The organism is Chromobacterium sp. ATCC 53434, assembly GCF_002848345.1.
Taxonomy (GTDB): Bacteria; Pseudomonadota; Gammaproteobacteria; order Burkholderiales; family Chromobacteriaceae; genus Chromobacterium.
The window spans coordinates 3,302,641-3,316,802 of record NZ_CP025429.1; the positions used below are offsets into that span (position 1 = coordinate 3,302,641).

At 69.3% G+C, this 14,162-nt stretch carries 11 protein-coding genes and 1 pseudogene; 9 read left to right on the forward strand and 3 right to left on the reverse strand.

Annotation, left to right across the window (positions count from 1 at the left end):
• Window positions 1–129 precede the first annotated feature (129 nt).
• Genes cobJ through bluB form a run of 8 tightly spaced genes read left to right on the forward strand, consistent with a single transcriptional unit; the run spans window position 130 to window position 8,137 of the window.
• Complete coding sequence (cobJ, locus tag CXB49_RS14705; RefSeq protein WP_101709105.1) at window positions 130–1,674, forward strand: precorrin-3B C(17)-methyltransferase; 1,545 nt, start codon at window positions 130–132, stop codon at window positions 1,672–1,674.
• A complete protein-coding gene (locus tag CXB49_RS14710) occupies window positions 1,671–2,777 on the forward strand; it encodes a GTP-binding protein (RefSeq protein WP_101709106.1) in 1,107 nt (368 codons plus the stop codon). The genes cobJ and CXB49_RS14710 overlap by 4 nt, the downstream gene beginning before the upstream one ends.
• A gap of 3 nt (window positions 2,778–2,780) precedes the next feature.
• Entirely contained in the window at window positions 2,781–3,581 is an 801-nt protein-coding gene (locus CXB49_RS14715) for an ABC transporter ATP-binding protein (RefSeq protein WP_101709107.1), read from the forward strand.
• The gene (locus tag CXB49_RS14720) at window positions 3,571–4,539 is read left to right on the forward strand and encodes an ABC transporter substrate-binding protein (protein WP_101709108.1); all 969 of its coding nucleotides are present in this window, start codon (window positions 3,571–3,573) and stop codon (window positions 4,537–4,539) included. Before CXB49_RS14715 ends, CXB49_RS14720 begins: the two co-directional genes overlap by 11 nt.
• A complete protein-coding gene (locus CXB49_RS14725) occupies window positions 4,536–5,552 on the forward strand; it encodes an iron ABC transporter permease (RefSeq protein WP_233492815.1) in 1,017 nt (338 codons plus the stop codon). Before CXB49_RS14720 ends, CXB49_RS14725 begins: the two co-directional genes overlap by 4 nt.
• Window positions 5,553–5,583: 31 nt before the next feature.
• Window positions 5,584–6,186 carry a cob(I)yrinic acid a,c-diamide adenosyltransferase gene (gene cobO / locus CXB49_RS14730; protein ID WP_101709109.1) on the forward strand — a complete coding sequence of 201 codons (603 nt, stop codon included), beginning with the start codon at window positions 5,584–5,586 and terminating at the stop codon, window positions 6,184–6,186.
• Window positions 6,186–7,478, forward strand: coding sequence for a cobyrinate a,c-diamide synthase (locus tag CXB49_RS14735; protein ID WP_101709110.1), 1,293 nt, complete (start codon window positions 6,186–6,188; stop codon window positions 7,476–7,478). The genes cobO and CXB49_RS14735 overlap by 1 nt, the downstream gene beginning before the upstream one ends.
• Window positions 7,475–8,137 (forward strand): 5,6-dimethylbenzimidazole synthase, encoded by a 663-nt coding sequence (gene bluB, locus CXB49_RS14740; RefSeq protein WP_101709111.1) that lies wholly within the window; start codon window positions 7,475–7,477, stop codon window positions 8,135–8,137. The genes CXB49_RS14735 and bluB overlap by 4 nt, the downstream gene beginning before the upstream one ends.
• Window positions 8,138–8,185: 48 nt before the next feature.
• Here the strand turns inward: bluB and metE are convergent.
• Window positions 8,186–10,479, reverse strand: a pseudogene (gene metE, locus CXB49_RS14745) (5-methyltetrahydropteroyltriglutamate--homocysteine S-methyltransferase).
• Between the two features lie 111 nt (window positions 10,480–10,590).
• Here metE and CXB49_RS14750 point away from each other — a divergent pair.
• The gene (locus tag CXB49_RS14750; protein WP_101709112.1) at window positions 10,591–11,484 is read left to right on the forward strand and encodes a LysR family transcriptional regulator; all 894 of its coding nucleotides are present in this window, start codon (window positions 10,591–10,593) and stop codon (window positions 11,482–11,484) included.
• Window positions 11,485–11,502: 18 nt separating this feature from the next.
• On the opposite strand, the gene CXB49_RS14755 is transcribed toward CXB49_RS14750, so the two are convergent.
• Both CXB49_RS14755 and CXB49_RS14760 read right to left on the reverse strand, forming a co-directional pair.
• On the reverse strand, window positions 11,503–13,179 hold the full coding sequence (locus CXB49_RS14755) for a beta-ketoacyl synthase (RefSeq protein ID WP_101709113.1): 1,677 nt from the start codon (window positions 13,177–13,179) through the stop codon (window positions 11,503–11,505).
• Between the two features lie 2 nt (window positions 13,180–13,181).
• Window positions 13,182–14,054, reverse strand: coding sequence for an alpha/beta fold hydrolase (locus tag CXB49_RS14760; protein WP_101709114.1), 873 nt, complete (start codon window positions 14,052–14,054; stop codon window positions 13,182–13,184).
• Window positions 14,055–14,162 lie beyond the last annotated feature (108 nt).

Below are 14,162 nucleotides of genomic sequence, written 5' to 3' on the forward strand. Positions count from 1 at the left end.
GCGCGGCGTAGGGGCGGCCTGGGGTTGTAAGGGGGCTGGCCGCGCAGCCCCCTTACCCGCCCGCCAGGCGGAACCCCACATCAACAGCGCCAAAACAATTACAGAATGCAAAATTAAGAGAACACATCCATGACCGGCAAACTCTACCTCGTCTCGGTCGGCCCCGGCCGCGCCGAGCTGATCCCCGACCTCGCCCGCCAGGCGCTGGCCGCGAGCGACGTGATCGTCTCCTACGATCTCTACCTGACCTGGGTGCAACCGTGGATAGCCGGCAAGGACATCCGCACGCTGCCGCTGACCCAGGAGCGCGAGCGCGCCCAGCTGGCGCTGGAGGAAGCCCGCGCCGGCAAGACCGTGGCCCTGCTGTCCAGCGGTGACATCGGCGTCTACGCGATGGCCACGCTGGCTTACGAGGACATGCGCGAGGACGATGGCTTCGACGTGCAGCTGATCCCCGGCATCACTTCGGCCAACTCCTGCGCGTCGCTGCTCGGCGCGCCGCTGTCGCACGATTTCGCCACGCTGAGCCTGTCGGACCTGTTGTGCCCGTGGGAATGGATCGAAACCCGCGCCCGCCACATCGCCCAGGCCGATCTGGCGGTGGTGTTCTACAACGTGCAAAGCCGCCAGCGCCAGGAAGGCGTCTACCGCGTCCTGGACATCATGCTGGAGCACAAGAAGCCGGAAACGCTGTGCGGCATCGTCCGCAACGCCTACCGCGAGGACCAGGCGGTGGAGATCGTCACGCTGGCCGAGCTGCGGACCCGCCGCTTCGACATGCTGACCAGCATCGTCATCGGCAACCGCTTCACCCGCCGCAAGCGCGACTGGATGTTCACCCCGCGCGGCTACTTCAACTGGGACAACACCAGCGACACGGTGAAGGCCGACGCGCTGCCCGCCGGCGCCGCCTGGGTATTCTCCGGCACCAGCGACGGCAACGCGCTGTCGCGCGCCATCGCCGACGCCGGCCGCCCGGTGGTGATCAGCAGCGCCAGCGACTACGGCGACGAGCAGGCCCAGAAGGCCGTGCCCGGCGTCGCCACCGTCAGCGGCCGTCTCGGCGTCGAGCGCCGCCGCGAGCTGCTGTCCGGCAGCCGGGCTTCGGCCATCGTCGACGCCACCCACCCCTACGCCAGCGAGATGTCGCAGCAGCTGATGGCGCTGGCCGACGAGCTGGCCCTGCCCTATCTGCGCTATGAGCGCCCAGCCAGCGGCAGCGAACACCCTGTCATCCATTGCGCCGACAGCGACGCGGCCGCCAGGTTGGCGATGGCGCGCGGCCAGCGCGTCTTCCTCGCCACCGGCAGCAAGGAGCTGCACCGCTTCGTCGCCGCCGACGCCGAGCAACGACATCAATGGTTCGTCCGTCTGGCGCCGGACCCGCAGCATCTGCAACGGGCGCTGGACTTAGGTCTCCCCCGCTCGCGCATCTGCATGATGCAGGGCCCGTTCTCGCAGGCCTTCAACGAGGCGCTGTGGCGCGACTGGGGCATAGACTGCGTGATCAGCAAGGACGGCGGCGAGGCCGGCGGCTTCGACGCCAAGGCGGCGGCCGCCGCCGCGCTGGGCATCCCGTTCATCGTCATCGACCGCCCGCGACTGGACTACCCGCAAACATTCAGCGACTTTGACGCCGTGCTGGCGGCGCTGCCGCAGGGAGGCCAGCCATGAGCGCGCCGCGCCTTCCCGTCACCGTGTTGACCGGCTTCCTCGGCGCCGGCAAGACCACGCTGCTGTCCAAGCTGCTCGCGAACAACAAGCAACGCCGGCTGGCCATCCTGGTCAACGAGTTCGGCGAGGTGTCGATAGACGGCGGACTGCTGCGCGACGCCGACGCCGGCGGCGTGGAAATCCACGACCTCGCCAACGGCCTGGTCGCCTATGACGACGACGCCGACTTCCTGCCCACCATGCTGGCGCTGTGGCAACGCCGCCAGCAGATAGACCACGTGCTGATCGAAACCTCCGGCCTGGCGTTGCCCAGCGCGGTGATGGCGCAGCTGCAGAGCGAGGCGCTGGCGCCCTATTTCGTGCTGGACGCCACGCTGGCCGTCGTCGACACCCCGCTGCTGCTGGCCGGCCGTTTCGCGCCGGCCGGAGACGGCGGCGAGGCAGACGCGGTGGCGGAGCTGTTCGACCAGCAGCTGGGCCACGCCGACATCGTCGTGCTGAACAAGATAGACGCGCTGTCCGCCGACGATCTGCTGGCGGCGGAGGAAGCTGTGCGCCGGCAGGCGCCGTCGATACGCTTCATCGAACTGGCCTATGAAGCCAAGCTGGACACCCGGCTGACGCTGGGCCTGCATCTGCACGAGGCCTCGCCGGCCGCGCACCGCCATTACGGCCCGGTGGCCAGCATGCCGGGGCTGGCGATGCGGCCGCTGGCCAACCAGGCCTTGCTGGACGGCCACAGCCACGGCGGCCAGGCCGCGCACAGCCACGGCCTGTCCACCCACAAGCATTTCCACGATCAGGACCCGGGCTGGCAATCGTTCATGATCCGCAGCAAGGAAGCCCAGCATGCCGACAAGCTGGCCGTGGCGCTGGAGGCCATCGCCCGCGAGGAGCCGCTGCTGCGCATCAAGGGCTTCGCCGCCTGCGCCGACGGCCCCGGCCGGCTGCTGGCCCAGGGCGTGCGCAATCGCATCGAACTGAGCCGAGACGAGACGCTGGCCGCGCCGCGTCAGGCGCAGCTGGTCTTCATCGGCTACCACCCCAGCCGCCCGCGCGTGGTGGCCTTGCTGCGCGACATCACCGGCGCGTACTGGAGCTAGGCGATGAGCGCCCTGGAACTGCATGGCCTCGACTGGTCGCCCGACGCAGCGACGGCGCCCGAGGAAAGGCTGCTGCGCGACATCGCGCTGACCGTCCGGCCCGGCGAGTTCGTCGGCGTCATCGGCCCCAACGGCAGCGGCAAGACCAGCACGCTGCGCTGCGCCTTCCGCTTCAACAAGCCGCTGGCCGGCGAAGCCAAACTCGACGGCGCCGACATCTGGTCCCAGCCCGCCGCCGCCTTCGCCCGCCGCGTGGCCGTCGTGCTGCAGGAATTTCCGGAGGACTTCGGCCTGACCGTGCGCGAAGTGGCCGATATGGGCCGCATTCCGCACCAGTCGCTGCTGCGTGGCGGCAGCGCCTCCGACCACGCCATCGTCGACGAGGCGCTGGCCCAGGTGGGCCTGACGTCGCAGCAAGACCAGCCTTTCGCCACGCTGTCCGGCGGCGAGAAGCAGCGCGCGCTGCTGGCGCGGGCGCTGGCGCAGAAGCCGGAGCTGCTGATCCTGGACGAGCCGACCAACCACCTGGACCTGCACCACCAATTGTCGCTGCTGCGCCTGGTGCGCCGGCTGGGCATCGCCGCCGTCGCCACGCTGCACGATCTGAACCTGGCCGCCGCCTTCTGCCACCGGCTGTACGCGCTGAAGGCCGGCCGCGTCGTCGCCAGCGGCGCGCCGGCGGACGTGCTGACGCCAGAGCTCCTGGCCGAAGTCTTCGGCGTGCGCGCGCTGGTGGACCGCCACCCGCATGCCGGCCATCCCCGCATCACCCTGATTACCGAAGAGCCTTGCCATGAGATTTGACTTCCCCCTGCTGCTGGCCGCCGGCCTCGCCGCCATCGCCGTCTCCCAGGCGCACGCCGCCGGCTATCCGCTGACCGTAGAGAGCTGCAACCGCCAAGTGACCTTCCAGCGCGCGCCGCAGCGTGCCGTCAGCCACGACATCAATATGACCGAGATGATGGTGGCGCTGGGCCTGCAGAAGCGCATGGCCGGCTACACCGGCATCAGCGCCTGGAACAAGCTGAACGCGCCGCTGAAGCAGGCGCTGGGCAAGCTGCCGGAATTGGCCGGCGATTACCCGTCGTCGGAAGCGCTGCTGGCCCGCAACGCCGACTTCTTCTTCGCCGGCTGGGATTACGGCATGCGCGTCGGCGGCCCGGTGACGCCGGCCTCGCTGGCGCCATTGGGCATCCAGGTCTACGAGCTCAGCGAATCCTGCGCCCACGTGATGAAGCGCCCGGCGGCCAGCCTGGCCGACGTCTACCGCGACATCGGCAATCTGGGCCGCATCTTCGACGTGGAGCCGCGCGCGCAGAAAGTGATCGCCGACATGCGCGCCAAGGTGGACGGCGTCGCCGCCCGCGTCGCCAAACGCAAGGCCACGCCATCGGTCTTCGTCTACGACAGCGGCGAGGACCGGCCCTTCAGCGCCGGCCGGCTGGCGATGCCGGACGCGCTGATCCAGGCCGCCGGCGGCCGCAACATCCTGGCCGACGTGAACGCCAGTTGGACCCGCGTCGATTGGGAAACGGTGGTGGCGCGCAATCCGCAGGCCATCGTCATCGTCGACTACGGCAAGGTCACCGCCCAGCAGAAGATAGCCTTCCTGAAGAAGCATCCGGCGCTGAACAAGATGGCGGCGGTGCGCGACAATCGCTTCATCGTGCTGCCCTACGACAGCGCGACGCCCGGCATCGCCAACGCCGACGCGATAACGACGCTGGCGCGCGGCCTGCATCCGGAGGCCTTCGCCAAGTGAGCGCCTTCAAGCGTCTGTCGGCCTGGCCGCTGCTGGCCGGCTTGCTGATTCTGCTCGCGCTGTCGCTGCCGCTGGCGTCCGGCCTGGGCGCCGCGCCGGTAGAATTCGCCGTCAGTTCCAATGTGCTGCTGCACCAGCTGGGCCTGCCGGTGGCGCCGGCCTGGCAGCCGGGCCAGGACCTGATCATCTGGCAGCTGCGGTTGCCGCGGGTGCTGCTGGGCGGCATGGTCGGCGCCGGGCTGGCGCTGGTCGGCGCGGCCTTGCAGGCCACCACCCGCAATCAGCTGGCCGATCCGCACCTGCTGGGCGTCAGCTCCGGCGCCACGCTGGGCGCGGTGACGGTGCTGCTGTTCAGCGGCAACGCGCTGGGCGGCGCCACGCTGCCGCTGGCCGCCTTCGCCGGCGCCTTGCTGGCGACCTTGCTGGTCACCGGCATCGCCGTCCATCAACGCCGGCTGCAGGCGGAACGGCTGTTGCTGGCCGGCGTCGCCGTGTCCTTCCTGTTGATGGCGCTGGCCAATCTGATGCTGTATCTGGGCGACCACCGCTCGGCCCCGGCGGTGCTGTTCTGGATGCTGGGCGGCCTGGGCCAGGCGCGCTGGGAGCTGCTGCCGGCGCCGCTGGCGGCGCTGTGCCTGGGCCTGGTCGCGCTGCTGGCGGTGGCGCGGCCGCTGAACGCGCTGATGGCCGGCGAGCAGACCGCGGTCACGCTGGGCATACGCGTGACCCGGCTGCGGCTGACGGTGTTCGCCGTGTCGTCCTTGCTGACTGGCACCATGGTCGCGGTCAGCGGCGCGATAGGCTTCGTCGGCCTGATGATTCCGCACATCGCCCGCCGCTGCGTCGGCGCCGACCACCGCCGGCTGCTGCCGGCCTGCGCGCTGTTGGGCGCGCTGTTCCTGATCTGGGTGGACGCCGGCGCGCGCACGCTGATCGCGCCGGAAGACATCCCGGTCGGCGTCGGCACCGCCGCCGTCGGCGGCGCCTTCTTCATCTGGCTGCTGCGCCGCTGACGGCGCGCGCCCCATACACAAGGACGACACCATGAAAACCGATCCGGCCTCCCACCAGCGCATGACCGAGAAACGCAAGGCGGGCTTCGAGAAGAAAAAGGCCGCCGCCACCGGCGAGAAGGGCCTGCTGATCGTCAATACCGGCACCGGCAAGGGCAAGAGCAGCGCCGCCTTCGGCATGGGCCTGCGCACCGTCGGCCACGGCATGCGCCTGGGCGTGGTGCAATTCATCAAGGGCGCGCTGCACACCGCCGAGCGCGATCTGTTGGGCGGCTTCGACAACTGCGACTTCTACACCATGGGCGAAGGCTATACCTGGAACACCCAGGACCGCGAGGCCGACATCGCCACCGCGCGCAAGGGCTGGGAGCAGGCGCTGGCGATGCTGGAGAGCGACGATTACGACATGGTGATCCTGGACGAATTGAACGTGGTGCTGAAGTACGAATACCTGCCGCTGGCCGAAGTGCTGGCCGCCTTCGCCGCCCGACCGGCAATGCAGCACGTCGTCGTCACCGGCCGCCACGCGCCGGAAGCCTTGCTGGAGGCCGCCGACCTGGTCACCGAAATGCGGCTGGTCAAACACCCGTACCGCGAACAGGGCATCAAGGCCCAGCGCGGGGTGGAGTTCTGATGACGGTCCGACGCTGTCCGGCGCTGTTCCTGACCGCCCCTGCGTCTCACCAGGGCAAGACCACGGTGACGGCGGCGCTGGCCCGCCATCACCGCAGCCAGGGACGCCGGGTGCGGGTGTTCAAGACCGGACCGGACTTCCTCGATCCCTATATTCTCGAGCGGGCCAGCGGCAATGAAGTCTACGGCCTGGATCTGTGGATGAACGGCGAGGACGACTGCCGCGCGCGGCTCTATCAGGCCGCCGCCGACGCCGATCTGATCCTGATCGAGGGCAGCATGGGCCTGTTCGACGGCACGCCCAGCAGCGCCGACCTGGCCGGGCTGCTGGGCGTGCCGCTGGCGGCGGTGATAGACGCCGCCGGCATGGCGCAGACCTTCGCCGCCGTCGCCCACGGCCTGGCCAGCTTCCGCCCCGGCCTGGCCTTTCACGGCTTCGTCGCCAACCACGTCGCCAGCGAGCGCCACGCCGAGATGCTGGCCCAGCAACTGCCGGCCCATCTGCCGCTGCTGGCCGCGCTCAGCCGCGACGAGGCGGCGCGGTTGCCGGAACGCCACCTGGGCCTGGTGCAGGCACGGGAGATCGCCGATCTGGACGAACGCCTCGACCGCGCGGCGGCACAGATAGCCGCCACCAAGCTGGCCGCGCCGCCGCCGCCGGTGGCCTTCCCCGCCGTCGAGCAGCCCGTCGTCCCACCGCTGCTGGCCGGCCAGCGCATCGCCATCGCCCGCGACGCCGCCTTCGCCTTCGTCTACCCGGCCAATCTGGAGACACTGGTCCAACTGGGCGCGGAGCTGGCCTTCTTCTCGCCGCTGGCCGACGCGGCCCTGCCCGACTGCGACGCCATCTACCTGCCCGGTGGCTACCCTGAGCTGCACCTTGAGACACTGTCCGCCAACACGGCGCTGAAGGCTGATCTGCATGGGCACGTCGAAGCCGGCAAGCCGTTGTACGCCGAATGCGGCGGCATGCTCTACCTGCTGGACAGGCTGAGCACGCGCGACGGCGACAGCGCGTCTATGCTGGGCCTGCTGCCCGGCCACGCGGTATTGCAACAGCGGCTGTGCGGGCTGGGCCTGCAGCAGATGGCCTTCCCGGGTGGCGCACTGCGCGGCCACACCTTCCACTACACCCGGCTGGAAACGTCCATGGAGCCGATCGCCCGCGCGACGCGCGCCAGCGGCGCCGGCCAGGGCGAGGCGCTGTACCGCCGCGGCGGGCTGCTGGCCAGCTATTTCCACGCCTATTTCCCGTCCAACCCCGTCGTCGCCGCAAGCTTGTTCCTGTCATGAACCGTTATCCGCAGTCCGACATCGACGCCGTCTACCGCGCGATACGCGAACGACGCGACATGCGCCACTTCAAGCCCGATCCGGTCGATCCCGAAATCATGCAGCGGCTGCTGGCCGCCGCCCACTGCGCGCCCAGCGTCGGCTTCATGCAGCCGTGGCGCTTCGTCCGCATCCGCAGCGCTCCACTGCGCGGCCAGCTGCACGCGCTGGTGGAGGAAGAGCGGATCGCGACCGCCCGCGCGCTCGGCGAGCGCGAGGACGAATTCATGAAGCTGAAGGTGGAAGGCCTGCTCGAGTGCGGCGAGGTGCTGGTGGCGGCGCTGATGGACGGCCGCGAGCGCCACGTGTTCGGCCGCCGCACGCTGCCGGAGATGGACCTGGCCTCGGTGGCCTGCGCGATCCAGAACATGTGGCTGGCCGCGCGCGCCGAGGGCCTGGGCCTGGGCTGGGTATCGATATTCGATCCGGACAAGCTCGCCGCGCTGCTGGCGATGCCGGCCGGCGCGCGTCCGGTGGCGATACTGTGCATAGGCCACGTCGAGGCCTTCTACGCGCGGCCAATGCTGGAGGAGCAGAACTGGGCGCGGCGGCAGGATCTGGCCGAGCTAGTCTGCGACGACCGCTGGCCCGCCGCGGCGGATCCGGCGGCGGACGGTTAGGCAAAACCGCCCCGCGGCTTGCGCCGGCGGGACGGTCGGCGCCCGTCGCTACGCCAGCGTGGCGCGCAAGGCCCGCGCTGCCGCGACCATATGCGTCAGCGCCGGGATCACCTCGTTCCACTGCCGGGTCTTCAAGCCGCAGTCGGGGTTGACCCACAGCCGCTCGGCCGGAATGCGCTCGGCGGCCTTCTTCATCAACTGGACGATGTGCTCCTCGCTCGGGATGTTCGGCGAGTGGATGTCGTAGACGCCGGGGCCGATCTCGTTCGGGTAGTTGAAATCGTCGAAGGCGTCGAGCAACTCCATGTCCGAGCGCGAGGTCTCGATGGTGATCACGTCGGCGTCCATGTCGGCGATGGACTGGATGATGTCGTTGAACTCCGAGTAGCACATATGGGTGTGGATCTGCGTCTCGTCGCCGACGCCGTTGGCCGTGATGCGGAACGACTCGACCGCCCATTGCAGGTACTCGTCCCATTGCGCGCGACGCAGCGGCAGGCCTTCGCGCAGCGCGGCCTCATCGATCTGGATGACCTTGACGCCGGCCTTCTCCAGATCCAGCACTTCGGCGCGGATGGCCAACGCCAGTTGCTGGCACGACACCGAGCGCGGCTGGTCGTCGCGGACGAAGGACCAGTTCAGTATCGTCACCGGGCCGGTCAGCATGCCCTTCATCGGCTTGGCGGTCAGCGACTGCGCGTAGGTGATCCATTCCACCGTCATCGCCTTCGGACGGCTGATGTCGCCGAACAAAATCGGCGGCTTCACGCAGCGCGAGCCGTAGGACTGCACCCAGCCGAACTGGCTGAAGGCGTAGCCGTCCAGCTGTTCGCCGAAGTATTCCACCATGTCGTTGCGCTCGGCTTCGCCGTGCACCAGCACATCCAGGCCCAGCGCTTCCTGTTCGCGCACGCTGTGCTCGATCGCGGCGCGCATCGCCGCGACGTAGGCCGCCTGGTCGATCTCGCCGGCCTTGAAATGGCTGCGGGCCTGGCGGATGGCCGCCGTTTGCGGGAAAGAGCCGATGGTGGTGGTCGGGAATTTCGGCAATTGGAGCCGCGCGGCCTGCTTGACGGCGCGTTGGACGTAGCCGCTTTGGCGGCGGCCCAGGTGTGCCTCAATATTGGCGACGGCGGCCTTCACCGCTGGATTGTGGACACGCGGCGACAGGCGGCGGGCGTCGATGGCCGCGCGGTTGGCGGCCAGCTCCGCGGCGACGGCGGCGCGGCCCTGGTTCAGCGCGGCGGCCAGCACGCGCAACTCTTCCAGCTTCTGCCTGGCGAAGGCCAGCCACGACCGGATCTCGCCGTCGAGCTTCTGCTCGCTGTCCAGGTCCACCGGCACGTGCAGCAGCGAGCACGACGGCGCCAGCCACAGCCTGTCGCCCAGCGTTTGCGCCAGCGGCTCCAGCCAGTCCAGCGCGGCGTTCAGATCGGTCTTCCAGATATTGCGGCCTTGATCGCGCCGATGGACAGCACGCGGTCGGCCGGCAACTGGGCGGCCAGCGCCTCGGCCTCGTGGCGGGCGTTGACGGCGTCGACGTGCACGCCGGCTACCGGCAGCGAAGCCAACAGCGGCAGATTGTCACGCAGCTGGCCGAAATAGCTGGCCAGCAACAGCTTGGCCTGGCCGCCGGCCAGCACCTGGTAGGCGGTGGCGAAGGCCTGGCGCCAGGCGGCGTCCAGCTCGGTCACCAGGATGGGCTCGTCCACCTGCACCCATTCGACGCCCTGGGCCGCCAACGTGGCCAGCAGCTCGGCATAGACCGGCAGCAGCCGCGGCAGCAGCGCCAACTTGTCGGAGCCGTCCTTGGCCTTGCCCAGCGCCAGATAGCTGACCGGGCCGACGATCACCGGCTTGGCCTTGACGCCCTGCGCCCGGGCCTCGGCCAGCTGTTCCAGCAAACGCGAGGCGTCCAGCTGGAACGCGGTGGCCGCGCTGAATTCGGGGACGATGTAGTGATAGTTGGTGTCGAACCACTTGGTCATCTCGCCGGCCGCCACGCCGCCGCAGCAATCGGCGTGTTCGTCGGCCGATTGCGCCGAGCGGCCGCGGGCCACGCGGAAGTAATTGTCCAGCGCGTCGCCGTGGAAACCCCTGACCCGCTCCGGCAGATTGCCCAGCGTGAAGCTGATGTCCAGCACCTGGTCGTAGAAGGAGAAATCGCCGACCGGCGCCAGATCCAGCGCGGCCTGGTCCCGCCAGTGGAGGCGGCGCAGCTCGGCGCCGACGGACTGCAGCGCCTCGCGCGACGACAGGCCTTTCCAGTAGGACTCTAGGGCGAACTTCAGCTCGCGCTTGGCGCCGATGCGGGGGAAGCCCAGGTTATGCGTAAATGCCATGATTTCTCCTTTGTTTAATAACCAGAACAACACCATCGTAGAGCGGCTTATCCATGAAGGAAAATGGTATTGTTTCATTAATTGATGAATGAAATTCATGGAAAATACGGCATGGCCATTATTGAACGCATACACTTGGCGATCGTCCGCTCCGTCGACCAGCACGGCTCGCTGACCGCCGCCGCCGCGCAGCTGCACCTGACCCAGTCGGCGCTGAGCCATACGGTGCGCAAGCTGGAGGACCAGCTGGGCGTGGCGATCTGGCGCCGCGAAGGCCGCAGCCTGCAGCCGACCCAGGCGGGCGAATACCTGCTGGCCGCCGCCAACCGGCTGCTGCCGCAATTGACGCATGTCGAGGAGCGCCTGAAGCAGTTCGCGCTGGGCGAGAGCGGCGCGCTGCGCATAGGCATGGAGTGCCACCCCTGCTACCAGTGGCTGCTGAAAATCGTCTCGCCCTACCTGGCCGCATGGCCGGCGGTGGACGTCGACGTGAAGCAGAAATTCCAGTTCGGCGGCATCGGCGCGCTGTTCGGCTACGAGATAGACATGCTGGTCACGCCGGACCCGCTGTACAAGCCGGGGCTGCACTTCGAGCCGGTATTCGATTACGAGCAGGTGCTGGTGGTCGGCCCCGGGCATCCGCTGCGCGGCGCCGCCTACGCCAGGCCGGAGCAGCTGGCCGACGAAACGCTGATCACCTACCCGGTCCCGGTCGACAGGCTCGATGTCTATACTCAGTTCCTGATTCCGGCCGGCATCCGCCCGAAGCGGCACAAGCCGATAGAAACCACCGACATCATGCTGCAGATGGTGGCCAGCGGCCGCGGCGTCGCCGCGCTGCCGCGCTGGCTGGTGGAGGAATACGCCGCCAAGCTCGACGTCGCCGCCGTCCGGCTGGGACGGCAGGGCATAGACAAGCAGATCTTCCTCGGCATCCGCGAGACGGATGCCGATATCGACTACATCGGCGCCTTCGTCCAACTGGCCCGCGGACGCCGGGACTGAGCGGCGCCCCCGGCCGCGCTAGCGCCGCCCGCCGAAATAGGCGCGCAGCGCCTCGCCGTCCGGCAGCGCGATGGGATGAAGATAACCGTCGACATGCAGGCCGTCGGCCTCGACGCGAACCCGGCCGCCGTCGTGATCGACGCCGCCGCCCGGCTGGTAGCGCACGATCTCCTTGCCCTGGCAGGCGTTGTCGTCGGCGTCGGCGATCCGGTGCAGCGTCCCTTCCAGCCGGCGCCGGTAGGCGGCCAGCGCCGCCTCGCCGTAACGCGCGGCCAGCCGCGCCAGCGTCGGCTCCGGCCCCAGCAGCACGGCGGAGGCGTTGTTGCCGCCGAAACCCTTGGCGTTGACGATGACCGCCTCGGCCGCGCCGATCTCGCGCGCCTCGGTCAGCACGTCCAGCGACGTGCCGGCGGCGCTTTCCGCCACCTGGTCTATCGTCGTGATGCCCGGCACCCAGCCGTGGCGCCAGGCGCCCAGCGCGGCGGCGATCTGATCGCCGGCGGCGGTGCCCAGCGAATGGCCGACGAAGGGCTTGATCGACGTGACCGCCAGCCGCGCCGTGCCCAGCATCTCGGCCACCGACTTCAGTATCGCCGCCTCGGTGGCGCAGTTCAGCGGCGTGCCGGTGCCGTGCGCGTGCACGTACAGGCTGCCCCGCCCGTCCAGCAGCAAGCGCGCCAGCGCCGCGGCCTTCAGCATGCTGATGTGGTTGCCTATGCCGGGCTCGGTGATCGATTTCTTCGCGCCGTCGGCCTGGACGAAGACGTCGGCCACCATGCCCATCACATTGGCGCCCAGCGCCAGCGCCAGCTCGTCGGCCATCAGGATCAGCACCTGGGCCGACTCGCCGAGCACGAAACCGGCGCTGCGGCCGAACGGCTGACAGGCGCGGCGGTAGTCCGGCTGGCCGTCGTCGCCCAGCGGCAGCTTGTCCGTCGTGGCCAACGCCCCCATCGCGGCGAAACCGTCCAGCACCGGCGGCTCGATCGGCGCCTCGGCCCCGCCGATGATGGCCACCTGGGCCCGGCCCGACTGGATGTCCTCTACGCCCTGCCGCAGATTGTAAAGAAAGCTGGCGCAGGCCCCCAGGCTGGCGCCGGTCCGGCCTATGCTGTGCAGGATGTAGCCGTTGATGAAGTCGGCCGGCATTTCCGGAAAGGACAGCGGCAGCAGCTTGGTGCTGACCCGCTTGCCGGCCATCGCCTGCTGCACCAGCGACGTCATCGAGAACGCGTCGATCTGGCCTATCGAGCTGCCGGCGTAGACCGCGACCCGGTCCGGGCCGACCAACCGGCAAACGCTGTCCCACGACAGGCCCAGCGACGCCAGCGCGTCCGCCATCGCGTAGACCGTCATCCGGATGCCGGCCGGGTGGTTGCGCGACGGGTACAGCGCGCCGGGATCGAAGCCGCGCGGCAGCAGCGCGGCGCTGCGCACCGGACGCCCCGCCAGCCAGGGCCGCTCGCCGCTGGCGTCGCGCACCAGCGTGCCGTCGAGCACCTGACGCCGCGCCGCGGCCGCGTCGCTGCGCCACAGCGCCCCCAATCCCATTCTGACGGCCAGATCCTGCATGGTCGCGTCGACGTCGCCGGCCGACAGATGGGGGAAAACCAGCCGTTGATAGCCGCGGTGGCCGGAGGTGCGGCCGGCCGCGTTGATGCCGCCGGCGGCAACGATAAGCGGTGCCTGCTTCAAGTTTACCGCCCCTTTTCGACAATGCCGGCCCGCGCCGGCGACGCCGGCGGCCGCTGGCCGCCGATTTCATTCAAGACATGCGAGATGACCGCCGCCTCCGCCAGAATGCGCCTGTGCCCCAGACCGCGGGTCACATGCAGCCCGGCCCGCTCGCCGAGCGCCGCCGCCAGTTTTTCCGATTGCGACAATTCGACGAAATCGTCGTCGGCGTCGTGTATCAGGCTGACGCCGGCGCTGAGCCCGGACAGATTGTTGTGCGAGGAAAACTCCTCCCAGATCGTCGGCCGGCCGAACATCTCTTCCAGATGGCGCCGCAACAGCTCCACAATGTCGTCGTTCAGCTGCATCGCCGCGGTATAGCGGGTGATCAAATAGGAAAAGTCGCAGACGCCGGACAAGGTGACCAGACGCGAGGCGGCGACGCCGTGATTGAGCGCGTAGAACGCGTACAGCGCGCCCAGCGAATGGCCTATCACCGTGTCGGCCGGACCGACGCGCTCCTGCAGCGCCAGCAGGATGGCCCGGATGTCCAGCAGCGTGGCGGTGTCGCCGCCGGAATCGCCATGCCCCGGATTGTCGAAGGCCAGCACCCGGAATCCGGCGTCGACCAGCGGCTCGACGAAGGCGGTGAAATCGGTGGCGCGCGCGCTCCAGCCGTGGACGCAGACCGCGGTGCGCTCGCCGTCGCCCCACTGGTAAACCGCCACCGGCTTGCCGTCCACCTCCAGCGGCAGGCGCCGCGCGCGCGCCAGCACCGGCATGTCCGCCGGGCGGACCGCGACGCGGGCGGGCTTTTTGAACGACTCGAATATCAATTTGGCCGCGACTTCCGGCCGCATCGCATTCAACTGCGGGGCCGCGCTGTCATTGGCCATTCAAGCCTCCCTGACATTGGCTGCGGTCTGTACGCATCTATCCCCCCTGCCGGCGCGCCGGCGACGAATCTGAAAAGCGGCTGGCGGCTATGCCTGCCAGCCGGGCCT

Bases quoted from the DNA above. Each gene is read 5' to 3' on its own strand.
- cobJ (WP_101709105.1), top strand. From the start codon at position 130: ATGACCGGCAAACTCTACCTCGTCTCGGTCGGCCCCGGCCGCGCCGAG.
- CXB49_RS14710 (WP_101709106.1), top strand. From the start codon at position 1,671: ATGAGCGCGCCGCGCCTTCCCGTCACCGTGTTGACCGGCTTCCTCGGC.
- CXB49_RS14715 (WP_101709107.1), top strand. From the start codon at position 2,781: ATGAGCGCCCTGGAACTGCATGGCCTCGACTGGTCGCCCGACGCAGCG.
- CXB49_RS14720 (WP_101709108.1), top strand. From the start codon at position 3,571: ATGAGATTTGACTTCCCCCTGCTGCTGGCCGCCGGCCTCGCCGCCATC.
- cobO (WP_101709109.1), top strand. From the start codon at position 5,584: ATGAAAACCGATCCGGCCTCCCACCAGCGCATGACCGAGAAACGCAAG.
- CXB49_RS14735 (WP_101709110.1), top strand. From the start codon at position 6,186: ATGACGGTCCGACGCTGTCCGGCGCTGTTCCTGACCGCCCCTGCGTCT.
- bluB (WP_101709111.1), top strand. From the start codon at position 7,475: ATGAACCGTTATCCGCAGTCCGACATCGACGCCGTCTACCGCGCGATA.
- CXB49_RS14750 (WP_101709112.1), top strand. From the start codon at position 10,591: ATGGCCATTATTGAACGCATACACTTGGCGATCGTCCGCTCCGTCGAC.
- CXB49_RS14760 (WP_101709114.1), bottom strand. From the start codon at position 14,054: ATGGCCAATGACAGCGCGGCCCCGCAGTTGAATGCGATGCGGCCGGAA.